This is a genomic window from Puia dinghuensis, assembly GCF_014642875.1.
Lineage (GTDB): Bacteria > Bacteroidota > Bacteroidia > Chitinophagales > Chitinophagaceae > Puia > Puia dinghuensis.
Genome location: NZ_BMJC01000010.1, coordinates 22,952 through 42,990 on the forward strand (window position 1 = coordinate 22,952; position 20,039 = coordinate 42,990).

The 20,039-nt window shown below is 50.8% G+C and carries 16 protein-coding genes; 6 read left to right on the forward strand and 10 right to left on the reverse strand.

The window, feature by feature from the left end:
- Positions 1 to 18: 18 nt before the first annotated feature.
- Both IEY39_RS29375 and IEY39_RS29380 read left to right on the forward strand, forming a co-directional pair.
- Entirely contained in the window at positions 19 to 3,363 is a 3,345-nt protein-coding gene (locus IEY39_RS29375) for a SusC/RagA family TonB-linked outer membrane protein (protein ID WP_188938329.1), read from the forward strand.
- A gap of 11 nt (positions 3,364 to 3,374) precedes the next feature.
- The gene (locus tag IEY39_RS29380) at positions 3,375 to 4,736 is read left to right on the forward strand and encodes a RagB/SusD family nutrient uptake outer membrane protein (protein WP_188938331.1); all 1,362 of its coding nucleotides are present in this window, start codon (positions 3,375 to 3,377) and stop codon (positions 4,734 to 4,736) included.
- A 6-nt stretch (positions 4,737 to 4,742) separates the two neighbouring features.
- Here the strand turns inward: IEY39_RS29380 and IEY39_RS29385 are convergent, their stop codons facing one another.
- From IEY39_RS29385 to IEY39_RS29400, 4 genes are all read right to left on the reverse strand, one after another.
- Positions 4,743 to 5,075 (reverse strand): hypothetical protein, encoded by a 333-nt coding sequence (locus IEY39_RS29385; RefSeq protein ID WP_188938332.1) that lies wholly within the window; start codon positions 5,073 to 5,075, stop codon positions 4,743 to 4,745.
- Positions 5,072 to 5,536 (reverse strand): MauE/DoxX family redox-associated membrane protein, encoded by a 465-nt coding sequence (locus tag IEY39_RS29390; protein ID WP_188938334.1) that lies wholly within the window; start codon positions 5,534 to 5,536, stop codon positions 5,072 to 5,074. Before IEY39_RS29390 ends, IEY39_RS29385 begins: the two co-directional genes overlap by 4 nt.
- Positions 5,537 to 5,831: 295 nt before the next feature.
- Positions 5,832 to 6,845, reverse strand: a complete 1,014-nt coding sequence (locus IEY39_RS29395; protein ID WP_188938336.1) for an Abi family protein — start codon at positions 6,843 to 6,845, stop codon at positions 5,832 to 5,834.
- 245 nt (positions 6,846 to 7,090) lie between these two features.
- Complete coding sequence (locus IEY39_RS29400) at positions 7,091 to 8,095, reverse strand: hypothetical protein (RefSeq protein ID WP_188938337.1); 1,005 nt, start codon at positions 8,093 to 8,095, stop codon at positions 7,091 to 7,093.
- A gap of 208 nt (positions 8,096 to 8,303) precedes the next feature.
- Between IEY39_RS29400 and IEY39_RS29405 the strand changes: the two genes are divergently transcribed.
- Positions 8,304 to 8,807, forward strand: a complete 504-nt coding sequence (locus IEY39_RS29405) for a hypothetical protein (RefSeq protein WP_188938338.1) — start codon at positions 8,304 to 8,306, stop codon at positions 8,805 to 8,807.
- Between the two features lie 28 nt (positions 8,808 to 8,835).
- On the opposite strand, the gene IEY39_RS29410 is transcribed toward IEY39_RS29405, so the two are convergent.
- The 3 genes from IEY39_RS29410 to IEY39_RS29420 form a co-directional block, all read right to left on the reverse strand.
- Entirely contained in the window at positions 8,836 to 9,330 is a 495-nt protein-coding gene (locus tag IEY39_RS29410; RefSeq protein ID WP_188938340.1) for an SHOCT domain-containing protein, read from the reverse strand.
- Between the two features lie 85 nt (positions 9,331 to 9,415).
- Positions 9,416 to 10,885, reverse strand: a complete 1,470-nt coding sequence (locus IEY39_RS29415; RefSeq protein ID WP_188938341.1) for an NACHT domain-containing protein — start codon at positions 10,883 to 10,885, stop codon at positions 9,416 to 9,418.
- 27 nt (positions 10,886 to 10,912) lie between these two features.
- Positions 10,913 to 11,722 carry a restriction endonuclease gene (locus IEY39_RS29420; protein ID WP_188938343.1) on the reverse strand — a complete coding sequence of 270 codons (810 nt, stop codon included), beginning with the start codon at positions 11,720 to 11,722 and terminating at the stop codon, positions 10,913 to 10,915.
- Between the two features lie 534 nt (positions 11,723 to 12,256).
- Between IEY39_RS29420 and IEY39_RS29425 the strand changes: the two genes are divergently transcribed.
- Positions 12,257 to 12,415: a hypothetical protein gene (locus IEY39_RS29425; RefSeq protein WP_188938344.1), complete on the forward strand. Its 159-nt coding sequence runs from the start codon at positions 12,257 to 12,259 to the stop codon at positions 12,413 to 12,415.
- Positions 12,416 to 12,643: 228 nt separating this feature from the next.
- Here IEY39_RS29425 and IEY39_RS29430 read toward each other — a convergent pair whose 3' ends face one another.
- A complete protein-coding gene (locus tag IEY39_RS29430; protein WP_188938345.1) occupies positions 12,644 to 13,189 on the reverse strand; it encodes a hypothetical protein in 546 nt (181 codons plus the stop codon).
- Positions 13,190 to 13,360, reverse strand: coding sequence for a hypothetical protein (locus tag IEY39_RS29435; RefSeq protein WP_188938347.1), 171 nt, complete (start codon positions 13,358 to 13,360; stop codon positions 13,190 to 13,192).
- Positions 13,361 to 13,529: 169 nt separating this feature from the next.
- Here IEY39_RS29435 and IEY39_RS29440 point away from each other — a divergent pair, with 169 nt between their 5' ends.
- Positions 13,530 to 16,406, forward strand: a complete 2,877-nt coding sequence (locus tag IEY39_RS29440) for a hypothetical protein (RefSeq protein ID WP_188938348.1) — start codon at positions 13,530 to 13,532, stop codon at positions 16,404 to 16,406.
- 4 nt (positions 16,407 to 16,410) lie between these two features.
- Positions 16,411 to 16,860: a hypothetical protein gene (locus tag IEY39_RS29445; RefSeq protein ID WP_188938350.1), complete on the forward strand. Its 450-nt coding sequence runs from the start codon at positions 16,411 to 16,413 to the stop codon at positions 16,858 to 16,860.
- An 18-nt stretch (positions 16,861 to 16,878) separates the two neighbouring features.
- Here the strand turns inward: IEY39_RS29445 and IEY39_RS29450 are convergent, their stop codons facing one another.
- Positions 16,879 to 20,031 (reverse strand): efflux RND transporter permease subunit, encoded by a 3,153-nt coding sequence (locus tag IEY39_RS29450; RefSeq protein WP_188938351.1) that lies wholly within the window; start codon positions 20,029 to 20,031, stop codon positions 16,879 to 16,881.
- Positions 20,032 to 20,039: the final 8 nt, after the last annotated feature.

Genomic DNA, 20,039 nt, shown 5'->3' on the forward strand with positions numbered 1-20,039 from the left:
CCAAAACAACTGTTAGCTATGAGTCGCTTTGTATTGGTAGCCGTGGCCCTTTGCCTGCTGGTCCCACCGATGGCCGTTGCCCAACCCACCAACATTCACTTTCGAAACACCCCATTGATAAAAGTCCTGGACAGCCTGCAGAAACTATACCCTTTCGATTTTTACTACTGCAACCGGGATGTCCAGTTTGTCCGCGCTGATCTGGATATCGATGGCGAAGATTTTCCGTCGGTGTATAAGAAACTGATGGCCGATCTGCCTTTCCGCGACACACCTGTCTATAAAGCGGGCTTCTACACCGTGGTTCTGCACCACATCGATACCCTCCCGCTCAGCGGCCGCATCTATGACGATCAAGGCGAGCCGCAAATAAAAATTACTGTCCGGAATCTCCGAACTAAAGAGATGACTACAACGGATAGCCTGGGTGGCTTCGAGCTAAAACCGGTGGTCGACTCGGACACCCTCGACATCAGCGGGGTCAGCGTGGAGGGGAAGTTAGTGTCTATTGACGGCAAGCGACGAATAACCATCGTCCTTCACCGGCGTATCCGCAACATGGATGCCGCAACGGTGACCCGCCACTATCCAAATGGATTTGTCGACACCGGCGTGACGGCTGCTTCCTCCCCGGGCGCGTACTCCTTCATGGACTCGATCTCCCTATCCCGGGTAGTGGCCACCAACTGGGAAGATCACATCGCCGTTGGCATGAGCGGATTGTACAGCGGAGTGGGCACGGGTAATGCTTCCAACATGATCATCCGGGGGTTGAACAGCCTCGTCACCCATGTCGCCCCGACGATGGTGCTGGATAACTTCCCTTACTTTGCCTCGCGCGGAGATCTCAACCCCTATGACCTGTCTTCGGTCACCCTGCTAAAGGACGAAGTAGCCGCCAGCGGCTGGGGCTATGTTGCGTCCGGGGGTGTGCTGGTGTTGACTACTCCCCGGGGTGAATACAATACCCCGTTCCAGGTACAGCTGATCGAGAACACTACGGTAACCGGCGCCCCCGACCTGCATTATATTCCCCGCATGAGCTCCACCAGCTACATCTCGGCGGAAACCCTGCTGTTCAACCGGGGCTATTATAACACCACTCTTAACGCCGCCAATGTTGCGATCACCCCCGTAGTCCAGATACTCAGTGAGTGGGGCCATCACACCCTGACGGATGCCCAGGCCAACACCCGGTTGCAACAATTGGCTGCCGTGGACCCCGCGGCAACGCTGCGGAAATACTATTACCGCAGCAGGGTGGCTCAACAGCTGCACCTCAGTCTCACCGGCGGATGCGCTACCCGAAAATACTGGTTCTCCCTTGGCTATGATCAGGACCCTACCGATCTCATTCGAAACCGGTACCAGCGTCTGACAGCCCATCTGGCCTATACCGAACAGCTCATCCCAAAGAAGCTGGAACTCTCCACCATCGTGCAGCTGACCACGATAAACCAACGGCTGAACAACCCTGGTGCTCTCCCGGTTGCCTACCCGTATGCGGTGCTGGCCGACGCCGCAGGTGATGCGTTGCCTGTCGCGTATAAGTACAACCCCGGCTATCTCGATACCGTGGGACATGGTGCACTCCCCGACTGGCATTATTACCCGCTGACCGAACTGCACCTGGCCAATAACCGGTTGAGCCACCTGCTCTTTTATGGTCAATCGACATTGGACTATAAGCTAAGCTCCCGGCTCTCGTTGACTCTTCTTTATCGCTATTTGAAGAGCCATGCCTCCCTGCGCGACGACCATAGCAAGGATGGCTTTTTTGTACATGATCTGTATAATACCAACGCCCAGGTGAATGGTCCGGTGGTTTATTCCCCGATAGCCCTGGAGGATATTCTCGATCGATCGGATTCGGTGGCCACCGAACAGAACGGCCGGGCACAGCTGCTATATTCCCTCTCCTCACGTCGCGGCTATCAGCTAAAGGCATATGCCGGCGCGGAATGGACGGAACAAAGCACCACGGGACAGACCAGCCGTACCTATGGTTATACTAATGGCGACCTGTCCTCGTTCGCAAACTACTACAGTTATCTTTCGCTGTATTCCAATGCCGCTCTCACCTGGCGCAACCTGTATTCCGTATACGGGGCTTTTCGCAGGGATGCCTCCAACATCGTTGGCGTCAGCGGCAACCGCGATTGGGCGTCTTTCTGGTCCCTCGGTCTCAGCGGGGAATTGATACGCAGTACGCGTCAAAAGGCGGCCTTCCCGCCGTTGTTAAAGGTGCGGATAACGTATGGATGCGACGGGAATGTACCCGACCGGACAGGATACCTGGCTATTCAATCGTTGGGCAATAACAATTATGGCGCCCTGCAAAGCGGCATCGCCAACCCGCCCGAACCGGGCCTGCAGTGGGAGAAGACCTATATGCTCAACATGGGCCTGGATTTTGCCTTGTTGCGTAACAAGCGGAATGAGGCGGGCCGGTTCAGCGGGAGCCTCGATCTCTTCTGGAAGCGGAGTGTCAACGTGCTGGGCAACGATACGCTGCCGCCCTCTGCGGGCGTGGCGGCTTTTCTGGTGAATAATGCTATCCTCAGGGGCAGAGGACTCGACCTGGTGATGAATTCCGTGAACATCCCCGGCAAATGGCGGTGGGAGTCAAGATTCCTCTTAAGCGTGGCGGTCGACTGGATAAGCCGCTATCCCCTCCAGCCCTCATCCCCTGCATCCTATGTTACCGGCCGGTTTCCCATGACGGGTAAACCACCCTCGGCCCTGTATAGCTATGACTGGGGCGGACTGAATAGTCAGACGGGCGATCCGCAGGGATCCCTGGGGCATAAAGTGAGCACTTCCTATGCTGCCCTGATGAATGATCAGCAAGGCGCCTTCCATTATAGCGGGAGCTACCTGCCGGAAGTTTATGGCAGTCTTCTTAATATGGTTAGTTGGCGGCAGTGGAACCTCTCCGCAAACATTATTTTTAAAGCGGCCTATTGCTTTCGGCGCCCTTCGATCAACTATTCCCAGGTGATAGAAGGGTTTTCGCCCGGTGTGAAAGACTATGAGTGGCATTGGCAGGCGCCCGGTGATGAGAAACACACATCGGTGCCTTCGTTTCCCATCGTGGTGGATGCTAACAGGGATGCGTTCTATCAAAATTCGGCTGTCCTTATCACCCGGGGCGACCAGGTGAGGCTGCAAGACCTGCGGATAAGCTATACGGTTGGTTCGAGCCGCACGCTTGCTTTTCGTCAGCTGGAGATCTATGCGTATGCCGCCAACTTGGGTATCCTTTGGCGGGCGAATCATTATGGTATCGATCCGGACGCGGCTAACCTCGGCGATCTGCCGGTCATGCGCAGTTATTCCCTGGGAGTCCGGGCTAATTTTTAAAATGATGATTTATGCGTAATACGATATGGGTTCTTTTTTTGCTGGTTATAGTTCTATCCGGGTGTAAGAAATACCTGAATACGATAGCTGACGGCAGCCTCACCGTTCCGGCGACAGTGGACGACTATCAGTCCTTGTTGGATAATCACCAATTAACGGAAAAAGTCACGCCCGGACTGGGACCGTTGGGGATAACCGATTGGTATACCGACAGCGCCAGCTGGGCGTCAGCGGAGACCATGTCGAAAGGTGCTTACGGCTGGGACCCTTCCATCTACCAGCCGGCCAACGGCAGCTCGTGGAGCACCGCGTATCAGGCGATCTATACCTGTAATGTCATCATCGCCGGCATCCAGCGGGTGCCCGCGCCGGACAAAGACACCCGCATCGCCGCCAATGCGGTGCTGGGAGGCGCCCTTTTTATCCGATCCCTATTGTTCTATTATCTGGAAGAGACCTTTGGCCAGCCTTTTCGCCCCGCGACGGCTGCAGTCGACGCGGGGATCCCTTTGCGAACCAGCAGCGATCCTACCCAACCCGCGCCCAGGGCTACCGTGCAAGCCGTTTTCAAGCAGATAGATGCCGACCTGATGCAAGCGGTTTCCCTCTTGCCGGCGGCGCTCCAGGTGAACAACCCGAACCGGCCTTGTCAGTCTGCTGCCCTTGCCCTGCTGGCCAGGTCATGCCTGACCCAGCAAAACTATCCCCAGGCCAGGAAGTGGGCGGATAGCAGCTTGCGCCTGTACCCGGTGCTATTGGATTACAATACCCTGGATAGCAGCGCTGCCTATCCATTTCCCACCCGCGAGAACCCGGAAGTGCTTTTCCAGTGTTCCACCCTGGCTTACAAGCTGCAGTACAGTACGAGCAGCAAGGTAGACAGCAACCTCTATCGCAGCTATGATCCCAATGACCTGAGACGGGTGTTCTTCTTTTCTCCTGCGCCTGGCGGCGGCGTCAACTTTAAAGGATACTATACTGGTGTGCGTTATATCTTCAGTGGCATCGCCACGGACGAGGTGTACCTGATGCGTGCCGAATGTGCCGCCCGTGCCGGAGATATCGCGGCTGCGCTGGCAGACCTTAATGCCTTGCTGTCACAGCGGTGGCGGAAGGGTTTTTTCCAGCCGCTGACTGCCCAGTCCGGTGATGAGGCCCTGCGGCTGGTCGTCAGGGAAACGCGGAAGGAGACCCTCTTCAGGGAGCTGCGGTGGGCCGACCAGCGCCGGCTAAGCAAGGACGCAAGATTTGCGGATACCCTTATCCGTACAGTGGGTGGCAGCGTAAGGTTGCTGCCACCCAATAGCCCGCGATACACCTACCTGATCCCCGATGAAGAGGTCAGGTTGGGTGGTGTTGCCCAGAATCCTTGAGGCGTATCAGTGGTTGCTTGTCCAGGTGCCGGAATTGTCGATGCCGGATTGGGGAATCTGCGAAACATAGAACCAGTGGCCGGTAAGGTCGGTGTGCGAGCGCGTCGGATCGGCAATGAAAGTGCAAACGGCAGCGGGCTGGTAGCAGTCGTAGTCGATGCCGTCGACCCAGCCGGCACTGGTAAGGTCCATCCCATAATAGATCTGAGTGCCGTCCGTGCTGTATTGCAGGAAATTATACGTGTGCATGGTCTTAGGCGAAGCCTGCGGGCGGTTTACGAAAGCGGCTGCGATGCCGAATAGGGCAACGAGCAGCAAGGGAATTTTGATCTTTGTCATATAGATGGGTTTAATGGTGACTTTTCAGTGGGCGGGCGGCGAAGGCGGAACAATACGAAGAGCGTGAGCCCCACAAGCCCGAGATTGACTACAAAATGCTGCTGCCAACTGAGATGGCGAAAGATGCCGCCGCAGCTGCAAGGGATTTTGGGAAACAGGTGCAGCAGGATGGCGCCGATGTAGCCGGTGAAGATGCCCAGGAGGATTAGGGAAAGCAATATACCGGCATACTGTGTGCGCCCGAAGAGGAGGCAGGATGCTGCTATTATCTCGAGGCAGGGGAAGATCCAGGCCAGAGCCGCAGCCAGGTTATGCGGGATCGGTTGATTATAAAGGGTGGCCTTGAATTGGTGGAGGCCGAACAACTTGTTGAAGCCGGTGTACATGAAGAGCAGCACTAGCAGGGCAATGACAAGCCGTTCGGCACGGGCAAAAAAAAGCCTTTTGACGTTTGAGGTCATAAAAAATAGAATAAGTGTTTAATGGCTATGGTCGGGAAATACTACTTAAAAGTATTTACGGATGGTGCAGTTTTAGTGCGCTGAGGGCGCAGTCGCGGTTGGTACTGGAAATATGTCGGTACGGGGTATTGGGGGGCGCCGTGGCGCCTGGCCCTATCCAAGCTTTCCGCAATAGCGCTGAACCATGTTCTTTGCGTCGCCGCCGACGGGCATTGTGATCTGCTTTCGTTTATTTCAGTACCTTAGGTCTAGAACAATTTCTGTTCGACATCTTCCTTTTGAGAAGGCTTCAAAATCATGCGACCTTGCGCTTGCCCCAGATGGCTCTCCCCCATACACGCATTCTCACGTGTTTGATAATACGAGTTGTTCTGAAATAAACTATTCTTGCTTTATATGTCCATGGAATCGTAATTCCTTTCCAGAAGGGATCTTCTTCCCAGCCATAATAAAAGCCTGCGCGTCGCCCGTCCACTTCCGCAAACCTGTGAAAAAGGGCTTTGAGCTTACCGACGAAATAGCTGCCTGGGGTGATCTTGTTTATCATATAACCCATGATCGAGAAACTAAGGTAAGCCTTGTCCGGTCTTATCATAGCGGTATTTATCCAGGAGTATCGGATGATTTTAGGAAGAGTCGCCTTAACGGTGAGTTTTCTGTTCCACAGGCGGCTATGGTGGGCACAGAGGTTCCTTATATAACCTAGATGTTCCATCCAGGATTCCAACACCGTATAGCTAATTCCGAAATAATCGGCTACAGCCTTCTTAGCTTCATTCGCCTTTAGATTCTTATACATGATGGAAAGCTGACCGAAAGATAGGATCTCCAACGCCATCCACGCTGGAGGATTGGGAGGATCACCGTATTTTTCCTTGTAATGCCGAATAAAGTTTTCACTAGTCCTATCCAATTCTTCTTCAATTTTAGAGACTGTTTTAGTAAAGGCAGATTCTTTTGAGTACAGAGTTCTATCCTCATACCAGTTGTTACCGTAACGAGTTGAAAATTCATAAATTATCTTACATCTGATCGCAACCTCGATTCGTTCGATCGCATCCATGGCTAGCAAGCGAAGCTCTCTGTCAAAAAGATAGAGCCGATAGGCCGTGTCAAATGTGGAATTTGGCCTAAAAGTGTGATCCGGATCGTTCGGATACTGAAAGGGAACGAAATATGCGCTTAGTCGGTAATAGCTGACATTGCAGAGTTGATGGCGTGTTCGGGATTCGCTTTCCAGACGAAGACCGCGATGCCGCAAAAGCGCGATCTGTTCGTCGTAGGTTTTTGAAGTTTTGGCAAATCTCATATGGCTGTAAAAAGAAAACCCGCCGTGGTGCGCTGGTCGTTGGGAAGCGTGGCAGGTATTGTTAATGCAAAATTAATAAAAAATTTCTGTTTTGGTAGGGATTTCCTAAAAAAAGTCATTTATTGTAATTTTTCGATTAATCAATTTAGAGCTAGTGTAGTTGTGATTTGCTTTCATTATTGCGGTACCATAGGGATTCAACTTCCAGTTCTTTGAAGCTATATCCAGCAGCCAGCCTTCTGGGATTAGCCCTTCAAAAAAGGGGAATAGCCGTTTATCGATGTAACCAACCGCCTTCGCCAACCGCTCGGGCATGTATGGGGGCCGGGCTCATAACCGTGAGTTAAGAACTTGATGATTTCCAAGTTCACATTTAAAGAGATGGAATGATATTCAAGAAGACCGAGCATCCTACTGTTGTGGGTACCCATATGCGACTCCCGGATATTGTACCATTTATGCTCTACTCTGTGAGCTTTGCAGTGTGGACAAATCGCTGTAAACACAATCTGTTCAAGATTTTTGCTATATCGATATCCAACCGGAGTGATACAGCGGTCACGCTTCCTCAGGCGATGGATATATTTCCAGATGGCCCATGCATTTGCGGGTTTCATGAAGGCAGGCGTGATAATTGTATTATAATAATGCCAGTCGCCATTATCCCAACGATCGAGTTGGCGATCAGGGAATACAATTCCGGTAAAGGTTTTCATAAGTTGTTGACATTTGGGACATATATCGAGCATGATTTCCATACAGACGTTATTGATGCCAACGGTTGGCGCGCTAAATTCCATGGCGCCCTCGTAAAGAAGACGGATAAAGTCATATAGATCGCAGAACCCGCGCCTATCGATGGTGGCTTTGCGTTGTCTATCACGTTTGCAGACTATCCAAAGGGAATTTGGCGAGTCGATAGGCAAAAGCCGCCAAACGAACTCTCCAACGTCCCCTAATTCCCAGGCGCCTTTTTCTTCACTGATGACAACCAACAGGTCATTTTGAGCAAAGACGGCGTCCCGAAGTGCAATAATTTGATCTTTAATTTCTTTAGTTAAAAAAAGAGAATAAGGGAGGACGAGAACATAGGCGAGTTGGTACCTGCTAACGGATGTAGTGACATGAAAAGCATGGCTGATCTTGCAGTGGTGCTTGCCCGGGAGGTTGTCTGGTACAGCCCTGAGGCAATCCGGTGGAAGAACGTGTCTCACCGCATCGTCAACGAAGGCATAGAAGTCAACCGTCATAAGAATTAGTTTGGCCTTTGAAGGTAGACAATCGGGTAAGGACTTCTGACTTTCCGGGCCGGGATGGCTTTACCAACTGACGGATAGAGGGTGAGGGAGGATGAACGGGATTAGGCTTACGATTTACGACTGCAGGTATGGTGCAGGGATTGTTGAGGAAAGCCCGGAATTTGGTAAATTGTATTATCCATTAAACCAATTTCCTTGCATGTACGATAACGATGACGACCGGGCGCGGCGCTCCAATAACAGCACGACGATATTCAATAACCAGGTGAAGGTGATCCTGTTTCTGCTGACGGTGGGGACGGGGGTAATGACGATATGGGAAAAGTGTGCATCCCTGCGCCATACCGTTACGATCGGCACCGCCAAAGGTGGGGCGGAAGATTCGGCAAGTCAGCCTGGGAGTAGCCATCGGCTGACAACCAGCACGTTAGCCCACCGACACCGTCCTAAAACGGACGCAAAACCGCTAACCGATGAGGTTGACCCGGCGGGTCGGGAGACCTCCGCCGGTAAAGGCGCAGAATCGGTGGTAAAAACGGCGCCGCGGGTGGCTTCACCGCTGCAGACGACGGAGGCGGAGGATATCGAATTCAAGTTGCTGAGTGCGGAGGGGAGCAGTCGGGCGCAGACGATCCGGATGACGGTGGTATTGACGAATCATGCAGCTAACCGCTTCATTTGGTCGGATGTACAATGGAAATAAGACGTTGGGATGTATAGGAACTATTCGACTAGGTATTTAGTAATTTTTCTTTTTCTCTCTGGAATTCCTCCTCTGTCAGAATACCCGATGCTTTAAGCTCAGCAAGCTTTTTTAACTCGTCCATTTTGCTTACGGCAGGCTGTGCAGTAACTTGTTTATCATTTTTGGCCTCACGCAGTTTGTCCATGATCAGTTGATAGATCCTATCCGTTTCTTCTCCGACTTTGGAAGTAAACGCTCTCAATACCACTGTATTCGGGTCTTTCATGCTTTCAGAGGATGAGCCCAATAGGCCTACTTTCGCACTTGTGTCATGTGTGCCGGGAATTATGATCTTGAAATATCCATTGGCAAAGAAAGTAGGCTTTTTGTATTCAAATGAGCTTATGTCTTTGTAAAAAAACTTTCTATCACCGGAAAACCCGCCTTGACTTATAAAGCCTCCAAATGTTGCACGGGAAATCGCAATGTGATCATCGAATACCATTATTTTTCCGTTTTGGCCTTTGAATTCTGCAATCATGATTTTTTAGTTATTGGTTTTTGTTGATAAGGTCTTCAGGAAACATACTTTTGCTCCCAGAAGACAACTGATGCGAACAGGGTTCTTACAGCACTTTTATTAACTTTCTTAATGCCGCAAGTGCACGCTGGCGATGCTTGTACACTGCTGCGAGACTTATGCCGATTTCCTTAGCGATGCTGCTCGCAGGCTGGTTAAGGAAAAACGATCTTTCTATAACTTTTTGCTGCACCGCAGGCAGTTTTTTGATGGCCTCATCTACGGATAAGTTCCTTAACAACGCAAATTCAAGGGCAATGAGCTCCGCGGTTTTGGAAAAGTCCTCGGCACTTTGATCCAGGTCGTAAAGGTCTTTGCAGGTTTCCCTTTCAACGTTTTTTTGTTTCAGGAGATCGGTGATGCGGTTTTGAGCATTTTGATAAATAAATTGCCGAAGATTCCGAACACTTTCCAATTGTTCCCGTCGTGTCCACGCATTTATCAGGGAGTCGACGACCACATCCTCAATCTCATCATCGCTTACTAATGACCTGAACCTTTTTGCCAGAAAATACCAAAGTTCGCGGGAAAAGGTTTCGAACATTTCATTAAACGCTTCTTTTTCACCCCGCATGAAGCGCATTGACAACTGGGTATTACTGTCTGTTTCAACTGTTAATTGGTCAGGATATGGAATGGGTATTTGTAATTGAGATAACAGGGAAAGGAGATTGTCACACAAGGCGCCTTCCTCCGATAAAGAAAGCAGGTTCAATAACAATTCTTGTGGAGCAGCTTCTCTAAGGATATCCACCAGAAAACCCCTGATCTCGACCGGTAACAGTCCGCCATTCAGAAATTTGCCCGAGCCGCCCTGCAAGTCTTCCGCAATCGTCTCAGCAACAAAAAATTCCATAAACGACTTATGCCGGAAAGCATAATTACCGCTGGAATCGCGCGTCAAAAAGGTACAGGTCTGTACATCATTCCGCAAATAATCCATCTGGACAACATTATCCGTTTCAAAGCGACTATCGTCCTTCGATTGGAACTGCTCCAGAAATTGCCGCAGCAATTCCCTGAACTCCTTATAGTGACAGGACGGCCGGTTTTCCAGATGTAGCTTCATCGCCAATTCGCGTACAAATCCCCGCCGCTCGACGGGGCTTAGCAGAGCGCCTTTGCGGCGGGACTGGTTCTTTATCCAGGTGTCGGTATACACCCGGTATAGCTCCACCCTTTTCACCTCGTCGCCCAGCTTCGGCAGTGTTTCAGCGATCATTTCCAGGAACAAAGGCGTCCGGGCTAATTCAGGTAGATTGTGCGTGCCGCTGATCTTCCCCAATAGTTGAGGCCATTTTTCGCTAAAACGCTTTTGCAGGTATTCCTGCAGTTCGATTTCTCCCCACTCGGGGATATACGCCACATCGAAATCGGCCAATACCTCCGCCTGAACCTTGTTACGAAAGAAATGCGTCCGGCAGGTAAGGAGGAATTTATTATTGGTGATACACAGCACTTTTTTCAGTTCGTGCAGGTTGTCCCGGATAGTATCCGGGCTGGCCTTGGCATCCATCTCGTCGAACCCGTCAAAAAGAAACAGTTATTTGCCGATGCGCTGTAGCGCCTGGCAAATAACTGGCGTAATATTGACGCCATACCGCGTTAGCAGTGTGTTCAGGATCAGCGTTTGGATATCGAACCGGGCATCATAATCCTTAAGACTGATGATCACCGGCACTCGTGATGTCTTGTCGCATTTGTACCGTTGAGCCAGGTCATATGCGTACTTCTTACAAAAGGTGGATTTGCCGGTGCCGAAATTGCCAAGTAAGGCTAATTTGTCCTTTCCTTCTGTGAATAGCCGCCGGCTGATATAATGGTCGATCGGGCGAAAAAGTGAAATATATTCGACCAATTCATAGTCTTCGGTTTCCGTACCGCTTAGATCGATGTAATATTTACTGATGGTGGAGCTTTCGAATTCCGCGATGATCGTGTCGATATAGTCGTCGAAGTTCACCAGCTGTGTAGATAGTTCTGTATAGGTTCGTAGTTCGATCCCCGCGGCCCGCGCGAGACCCTTTGCCTCAGCCGTAAATCCATTCGTTGTAACGAGCAGCCCTTTATCCACGGCGCCTTGATTACGGGCCACCCCCAGCGCCCCCGAAAATTTTTGGATCTCTTCTATTCCAACCATCCTGCTGTTATCGTAATCCTTGCACTCAACCATTAAGCGCAAGGGTATCACTCCCGTCAAAAACTCCCCATAGAGGTCGATCTGGCAGTTGTTGATGAGCACATTTCGTTCCATCTTATAGCCCAGGATATTCAGAATACGCAGTACTTCCTTTTCGAAGGCGGTGCCATCGGAAGTGCGCCGGCGCCGGCCGCTTTTGCCTGCATTTTTCACTTAGTAGCTTGGTTTTATATATTTTGCAAGACATTGAATGTAAAGGATTTTAATAACAGAAAAGAATGTATGTGCTGGTCAGGTGCAGCCGGGATTTTGTCCTGCAGCCAATGCCGTTTGGTCCCGGTCGCCTGCGGGAGGATAACCAGGTACGAGGTTGTTGTGGGGAGACCTGCTGCGCAAAATGGGTTTGGATTGGTCGGGGCGTTAGCTCATTGTTTATGTCAATGTGGTATGGGTTTCCGCACTGCAAAAGGGGTGGTTGATATTCAAAAATCACACTTGCGGACGTTTGAGGCCGCAAGTGTCAATTGAAATATTTTGCATCTTGCAGCCGATCATTCTTTTCGAACACGCCTAAGTTTATTGAAAGAATGGGATTGTTTCTTGCTGCGTCCAACTAACGATTTGGTGTCTTTAAACCTGCTGTTATTCCTGCTAGTTCCCTTTAACCTTTTCTGCATTCTGCCAGTTACAAGATCAAGATTCCTGTTGTTTGTTTTGTAATACTACTTGAACTTAAACGCAAGGTTTATGGCTGATAAATCAAATAAACAGCGTGACGAAATTATTACCTTTAGCTTCCTTGGTCTAAAATTGTCCTGCCACAACCCGGGCAGCAAAGCCATAGTCATCATCGCCTGTGTTTTGACTTTTTTGATCGCAATGACGATTTTGCTGATGAAAAATTGAGAACATAGCTGCATGGCGAGCCGGCGGTACAAGGGAGTGACACAACAAAAGCCCCATTGTTGTGCGACTGCCGGCCCACCCCCTCCAAAAAAAAGCTGACCGATCCCATGTCCCGCCGGACGCTTATTGGCGATCTTACAGGGGTGGTTGCCTGAAGGTTGCCTGGGGCAGTGGGGAAGATGAATAGGGTACGGAGACTTAAATATCCTGAACCCCGAATTCCTCCGCTTATATCTCCGTAAAAGAAAGGTCAAACATATCGGGATATAGATAACTAAAGGCGTACTGCATTTCGGCGACAAATTCAGGTATCTGGTTGCTTCGGTTTGCCATCAGGTAAGTGCTGTTACTGACATCCACAAAGTGAGCAAAGGTCTTAAGCCCGAAAAAGTTCTGCATGATCTGCTTATAAAGTCTAAATCGCTGATTATTTTCCCTGGCCTCCCGGAATTGACCTAAGAAGGAAGCCGTAGCGACAAACCCCAGGGATGCCCTATTGTTGTTTTTCAAACAACTGACAAATATTTGCAGGGCTGTGCCAAGCACGACCTGCATCACGTTATCATTGGAGATCATGTGGAACCTATTCTCATTCCGTTTGAACCGGGCCGGGAAGAATTTAATTACATAAGTATCCCTCGTATACTCTTCTAAATGGATAATATAATTCCCCGCAGGTGTAGTCACCCTATACACATAGGTCTTTATATGAAAGCTGCGATCGCTTTCATATTTAACCGTAAGCAAGACATACGGCAAACTGGAATTGAACATTTACTTAACCAGGTAAGAATAGGCACTATTGCGCGAAGCATTCAATTCGCTTTCGCTTATTTGCCGGAACTGCAGGGGCATGTTCTTTTCAGGAGTAGACAATGACGCCTTCTTGGTCGCTAAGACCCTATGTTTTCCATTCACCTTCTTCTTGGCAACTGTCTTTTTCATCTTTCAAATTTAAGGATTTTTTTTTAAAGATGCAATTCCCTTTGTATAATGGAGCCAACGCTATTTCGCTGAGGCTGCTATTGTTAGAGGGAATCATCGATACCTATTTCGGGCGGTTTCTGAATGATTTTCCGTATCTTAGGAATACGCAACCATTAAACCTCCTTTCATGGCCGAAACCATAAAGAATGTCTCCGCACCTACTATCAAGAAGATCAAAGGCAATTACCATGTCGGCGACATCTTCCATACCGTCAATAACTACAATTCCCGGAGAAGAAAGATACAATTCGAGCCGGTGACGACAGGCCTGGATATTTTTGCAGACTATCCGAAGCCCCATTTCCTTGATGAGATCTTCAAAAGGGCAAGAACCGAGCAGTTGCTGCTTGTCGGCGGTAACAGCGGCTTTAATAAGGGTCAGCTGCTGAAATATGTAGCGGTTAACCTTAAAACCGAAGGACTGGAAGTAAAGGAATGCTCGGAATTCGAGGATTTCTATAGCCTTTCGACTGCCATCCAGGAAGAGTCCAAACGAAGCGTTTTCATCTTATACAACATCACCGCAGAGGCCATCAGCTACCGGTTCGCCGACCTGAAATCACTCATCCGAACGAAGGACCATATTCTCCTCGGCAGCACGGAAGCAACGTATGATTCCTGGATGTTCAATGATGGGGTCGATAATCCCAGCTGGTTCCAGATCCCCGAGAGATCCCTCTATTCGAAAGAGGAATTACAGTCTTATCTCCGGATTGGCCTGCGAAAAAAGGGGTTGGACTTGCCGGTCCCCACGGAAGAGATCGTCACCCAACTATCGGGAACAGAACAGGTGGACATGTTCATAGACCTCGTGGCCAAGTCGGACAAGAAGGCGGAAAGATCGGTCATTCAATCGGCTTTGGAAATAAGCGCGAAGGACGACCATTCCGGCATAGAACCCTGGTTCTATTCCCTGAGCAACGTTGACAAACTCATTGTCATCGGCATCAGTCTTTTTGACAACGCCTACGAAGGACAGGTCTTCGCCGGTTACGACCGGTTACTGGACGCTTGCTGGAAACAGCGAAACAAAGATTTGCGCCCCATCGATTATGAAGACCTTATTCCCCTGGGATCCTATTTTAAGGCCGAAGGAAAGCTGATTCATGGCGCTTATGACGATCAGCGCAGAAAGGTCATTCAGATGGCCTGGCGAACCCATAAACGCTATATCCTTTCGGTCATACCCGAGTTGGTGGAGATGATCCGCGATTCCATGAACCCGCAGAAATATGACCTGGATCTTTTCGGTTCGATGAACCACCGGTTGAGGTTAAGGAGCGTGCTCAGCGATACCCTCAGCGATATCGGACTGCAATCATTTGAAGACATCAATCTGCCATTACTGATCATTGCCAGCAACGATGACATGGTGGTGCAGCTGGTCACGGCCGAAGCCATTTCCCGATGGAAGCCCTTCGATGAAGACAAGATATATGAAGTGCTGAAGATATGGCAGGAAGACACGGCCAAAAGGCTCCTGGAAAGCACTGACGGAAGGAACGGGAAAAAAGATGAGAATAAGGAAGCGGCGACTCTCCTGTCGAATGTGCGCGGCACGATCGCATTGACGCTCTGCCTTACTTCTTATTATGAAAAGGAGAATGCTTTGTCGCCAAAGATCACCGGTCTGCTGCTGGAATTTCTACACAACGAAGAGGCAGCCATCGTGGACAGAATGCAGTTTGCTGTCGAGAACATCACCGCCAGACACCCGACGGCGATGAATCATCTTTTAAGAGACGAGTTCCTGCGATACTCTTACTATATAGCTCCGATAAGCAAAGGACTCGTCACCGCCTATTACAATGGCCTGTCCAGCGAGGTCAGAGCCGTGTTATACGACTGGCTTGCCCATTGTAAGGAAATGAAAGATCGCCCCGAAGAGCGGGATCGTTTCGATCACCGGGAAAGCATCCTATCGGCTGTCATCTACACCCTGAAGTACCTCGACTACGAAACCGGGCATAAAACGATAACTATCGCCGAGGCTTTCGGCATCCTGGAAGAGCTGCGAAAAAACAATCACAATATCAACATCAGACAGTTCGTCCTTGACGCTATCGTTCAATTGATCGGGGTGATGTTCTATTCCACCGAACAACTGACCATCAAACTTATTCCCAACATCGACGCAAGCGAACGGGAGGAAATGGTATGGGGATTCAGGGAAAAATACCTGACTCAGCGGCAGGACCTGGAAGGAGGAGAGTATTACACTCACTTTGGCGATTATGAATTCGATACCTGGAGCAAGCCCGACAACCGGCCCAGGACGCCCGTTGAAAAAATGCTGGCCGAATGGAAACTGGGCAATAATACTGTCCTTACGCAAATCGCCCTGGAGTCGTTTGTTGAATTCCAGGAAATTGAAGCGACGGAGCGACGCCTGATAGATGGGTTCGAAAAAGAGAAAACAAAGGAGGAGAAGGAAAAAGAAAAGAAACGGCTGGAATACGAGAAAAAGGGATTACCGGCTTACGAAGGCGAAATAAAGGGCGGCATCGAGACGGAAGCCTTTGTCAAGCTGTGCGCGCCTTTTGTCGATCAAAATAAGCTTCCTTTGTTAAGGAGCATGTATTCGGTGGCCGTTTTTAAGAACCTGAAGGAGGAAGGCGCCGATGAATTTATTACTCATCTTGACGATAAGGACAGTAGCATGGTGAAGAAAGTAGTATTCATTTACAAGCTGTTTAGAAACGGAAACGTTCAACTCAGTGATAATCCTGCAATGTCCTCCTTCAAGTCGGCTCTGTTTGTCACGCTTGCTTCGACAACTGTTCCCGTGCAGAATAAAAAATTGCTGAAGGCGTTTGCGCCATTGCTCGTTTCCGTCGAAGGCCTTACTACGGAAGAAAGAAATGTCGTATTCACCAAAATAAAATCGTATAAGCAAGGTTGGCTCAAGACATCCTTTACCCTGGCGAAGAACCCCATCCTCTTCCTTTTGATTTGCATTGTCGTGTTATATCTGGTCTTCAAAATACTCAAACCAATATTTTAATCGTATGGACATATTAGCATTGGCCGCTACCGGCGCAAGATACATCGTCAATCTCATCGCCAATTCAAAGACGCTTGACGCCGCAAAGGAGGACGCTATAGGAAAATCCTGGCAGTGGGTGAAACAGCACATCTTTAGGGTCCATCCCTCCCTGGAGGCGCAGGTCGACAAGGAAAATACCAACGAAGAGAAAACGGAGGTGCTGACCCGGGAGCTCACTAACCTCTTGCAGGAGGAAAAATTCAGGGATGCATTCGCGGCCTGGCTACAATCGTTGCAAAAGGATCCCACTGTCAAGAACTTTTTTGGCACTGAGATCCAGGAGATGGAAGGCGATATTCATATAGGTGACACAGGAAAGAGCGGTCAGGGCGAAAAGTACGACCTGAAGAATGTAGCCATGGGAAAGGTGGACAAAATGAAAGGCAACTTTCGCGTGGGCGATGACCATTGAGCCGCCTGTCGACTGCGATCACGCCGGCACTCTCACCTCATCCTCATCCTCCTCTCTTTTCCTCGCCACTTTCTCCTGCAAGAACTGGAAAATCACGAACAGCACCGGAATGATAAAGATCCCCAGGATGACGCCGGTCAACATTCCGCCGATCGCGCTCCAGCCGATAGAATGGTTGCCCTGCGCCGATGCCCCCTGTGTGAAGATCAGCGGCGTCATCCCCACGATAAAGGCAAAGGAAGTCATCAGGATCGGTCGAAGCCGAAGACGCGAGCCCATCAGCGCCGCCTCTACCAGGCTCATGCCCGCGCGCCGACGCTGCACGGCGAACTCGACGATCAGAATGGCATTCTTTGCGAGTAGACCGATCAACATGATCAACCCGATCTGCACATATACATTGTTCTGTAACCCTGCAAAGCCCACAAAGGCAAATACGCCCAGAATACCGGTCGGCACAGTAAGGATCACCGCCAGGGGCAGGATATAGCTTTCGTATTGAGCCGATAGCAGGAAGAATACGAAGATCACGCTCAATAAGAACACAAATACCGTCTGATTGCCCGCCCTGATCTCCTCCCTCGTCACCCCGGTGAATTCATACGCATACCCTTTTGGCAAGGTCTTCTTCGCGATCTCCTGAACGGCCTTGATCACATCACCCGTACTATAGCCCGGCTTGGGCGTTGCATTGATGGTAACGGCATTGTACAGGTTGTTGCGGGTCACTGTCTCGGGCCCATACACCCGGGTGAACTTGGCTACCGAGGTAGCCGGGACCATTTCGCCTGTATTATTTTTGACATAGATGCCGCCGAGCGAATTGACATCCAGCCGGTAGGGGACATCGGCCTGCGCCATCACGCGGTAGTATTTGCCAAACCGGTTAAAGTCCGATACGAAACTACTGCCATAATAGATCTGAAGCGTGCTCATCAGGTCGGAAATAGAAACCCCCAATTGCTTTGCCTTCTCATCATCCACCTCGATGGTATATTGCGGGTTGCCGGTGTTAAAGGTGGTAAACGCCGTAGCCACCTCCTTCCGCTGCGACAAGGCGCCAATGAACCCCCAGGCCGTCCCGGCCAGCCTGTCCAGCGGCCCGTTCCTCCTGTCCTGCAGCATCATCTCCACCCCGCTGACATTGCCAAAACCCTGGATCGTGGGGAAGTTGACGAAGAAGGTCAAGGCATCCCTTACCTGACCCGTCTCCCCGATGAGCCGGCCGGTGATCTGCTGAGGATCTTTTACCGGTCCGCGTTCGTCACGCGGCTTCAACCGGCAGAAGACCACCGCATTGGGGGAGGCGAAGGCAAAGCTGACGAAGTTCAACCCATTCACGTTCCACACATCGCTGGAAGCCCCATCCCCCAGCGTGATCTTGCTGATCGCATCGGTCGCCTTTGTAGTCCTGCTCAGACTGCTGCCGGCGGGTGTCTGGGTGACGGCAATGATGAAGCCTTGGTCCTCGTCGGGGATAAAACCCGAGGGTGTTCGTTGTACCAGCATCCAGGCGCCCGCGGCGACGATCAGCAGCCCGGCGATGGCAATCCATCTATATCGGGTGAGGAATTTCACGCTTCGGATATACCGCTCGGTCATAGCCGAAAAGGCGGCATTGAAGGCCCCGAAGAACTGCGCCGCCAATCCTTTTTTCCGGCGCCCCTCTTCATGCGGGCTCCGCAGGAATAAAGCACACAAGGCCGGGCTCAGGGTCAAGGCATTGACGGCGGAGATGAGGATGGCTGTCGCCAGGGTGAACGCAAATTGCTTGTAGAACACCCCCGCGGGCCCCTGCACAAAGCTCACCGGCACAAACACCGCCGCCATCACCAGGGTAATGGAAACGATCGCCCCCGAGATCTCGCTCATCGCCTGAATGGTTGCCTTCCTCGGCGGCAGATGCTCCCGCTCCATCTTCGAGTGCACCGCCTCCACCACCACGATGGCGTCATCCACCACGATGCCGATGGCCAGCACCAGCGCAAACAGCGTAAGCAGGTTGATGCTGAAGCCGAACAGGTTCAGGAAGAAGAAGGTACCGATGATGGCCACCGGTACGGCGATGACGGGGATCAGCGTGGATCGGAGATCCTGCAAAAAAATAAAGACTACAAACGCCACCAGGACAAACGCGATGATCAGGGTCTCTTCCACCTGGTTGATCGACGCATCGAGAAACTCCTTGGCATTGTACATGATCTTGAAATGCATGCCTTCTGGCAAAGCGTCGTCGAATTCCTTTATCTGCCGCTCAAGCTCGGTCAGGATCACGTTGGCATTGGACCCCGGCGTCTGCAACACCCCAAAACCCGAGGTGGGCTTGCCGTTGAGCTTGTTGTTCGAGATATAGGTATAGGCCCCGAACTCGACCCGCGCCACATCCTTGAGGCGCAGCAACGACCCATCGCTGTTGGCCTTTACGATCATATTCTCATAGTCCTCGTTCTTATTGAGCTTGCCCTTGTACTTGATGACATACTCGAAGGATTCGGGACTGCTCTGCCCCAGCCGCCCCGGCGCAGCTTCCAGGTTCTGATCCTTGATGGCGTTCAACACATCCTGCGGGGAAAGGTTATTCGCGATGAGCCGGTCGGGCTTCAGCCAGATGCGCATGGAATAATCCTTGGAACTAAACACCTGCGCCTGCGCGATGCCCGGGATGCGTTGCAACTGGGGAATGACATTGATCCGCAAATAGTTCTCCAGGAAAAGTTCGTCGTACTTCGTGCTGTCATCGCTGTACAACCCCACAAACATCAGGAAGCTGGCCTGGACCTTCTGGGTAGCAACCCCGGCCTGGATGACCTCCGGCGGCAACTGGCTGCTGGCCTTCGAGACGCGGTTTTGCACGTTGACAGCATCGATATCCGGGTTGGTGCCCTGTTTGAAAAAAACCGTCAGGGTCATGGTGCCGTCATTGCTGGAATTGGAGGTCATATAGCTCATATTCTCCACGCCGTTGACCGCCTCTTCGATCGGCACGGCTACCGTTCGGGCAACTACTTCGGCATTGGCGCCGGGATAGACGGCGGTTACCTGGACGCTTGGCGGCGCGATATCGGGAAACAAGGTGATCGGCAGCGAGAGCAAGGACAGGCCGCCCAACAAAAGCAGAATAATGGAAAGGACCGTGGATAAGACCGGCCGGGTTATAAATCTCTTTAGCATATACCCAA

Coding starts and splice junctions, on each gene's coding strand:
- IEY39_RS29375 (WP_188938329.1), top strand. CDS start 19: ATGAGTCGCTTTGTATTGGTAGCCGTGGCCCTTTGCCTGCTGGTCCCA.
- IEY39_RS29380 (WP_188938331.1), top strand. CDS start 3,375: ATGCGTAATACGATATGGGTTCTTTTTTTGCTGGTTATAGTTCTATCC.
- IEY39_RS29385 (WP_188938332.1), bottom strand. CDS start 5,075: ATGACAAAGATCAAAATTCCCTTGCTGCTCGTTGCCCTATTCGGCATC.
- IEY39_RS29390 (WP_188938334.1), bottom strand. CDS start 5,536: ATGACCTCAAACGTCAAAAGGCTTTTTTTTGCCCGTGCCGAACGGCTT.
- IEY39_RS29395 (WP_188938336.1), bottom strand. CDS start 6,845: ATGAGATTTGCCAAAACTTCAAAAACCTACGACGAACAGATCGCGCTT.
- IEY39_RS29400 (WP_188938337.1), bottom strand. CDS start 8,095: ATGACGGTTGACTTCTATGCCTTCGTTGACGATGCGGTGAGACACGTT.
- IEY39_RS29405 (WP_188938338.1), top strand. CDS start 8,304: ATGTACGATAACGATGACGACCGGGCGCGGCGCTCCAATAACAGCACG.
- IEY39_RS29410 (WP_188938340.1), bottom strand. CDS start 9,330: ATGATTGCAGAATTCAAAGGCCAAAACGGAAAAATAATGGTATTCGAT.
- IEY39_RS29415 (WP_188938341.1), bottom strand. CDS start 10,885: ATGGATGCCAAGGCCAGCCCGGATACTATCCGGGACAACCTGCACGAA.
- IEY39_RS29425 (WP_188938344.1), top strand. CDS start 12,257: ATGGCTGATAAATCAAATAAACAGCGTGACGAAATTATTACCTTTAGC.
- IEY39_RS29430 (WP_188938345.1), bottom strand. CDS start 13,189: ATGTTCAATTCCAGTTTGCCGTATGTCTTGCTTACGGTTAAATATGAA.
- IEY39_RS29435 (WP_188938347.1), bottom strand. CDS start 13,360: ATGAAAAAGACAGTTGCCAAGAAGAAGGTGAATGGAAAACATAGGGTC.
- IEY39_RS29440 (WP_188938348.1), top strand. CDS start 13,530: ATGGCCGAAACCATAAAGAATGTCTCCGCACCTACTATCAAGAAGATC.
- IEY39_RS29445 (WP_188938350.1), top strand. CDS start 16,411: ATGGACATATTAGCATTGGCCGCTACCGGCGCAAGATACATCGTCAAT.
- IEY39_RS29450 (WP_188938351.1), bottom strand. CDS start 20,031: ATGCTAAAGAGATTTATAACCCGGCCGGTCTTATCCACGGTCCTTTCC.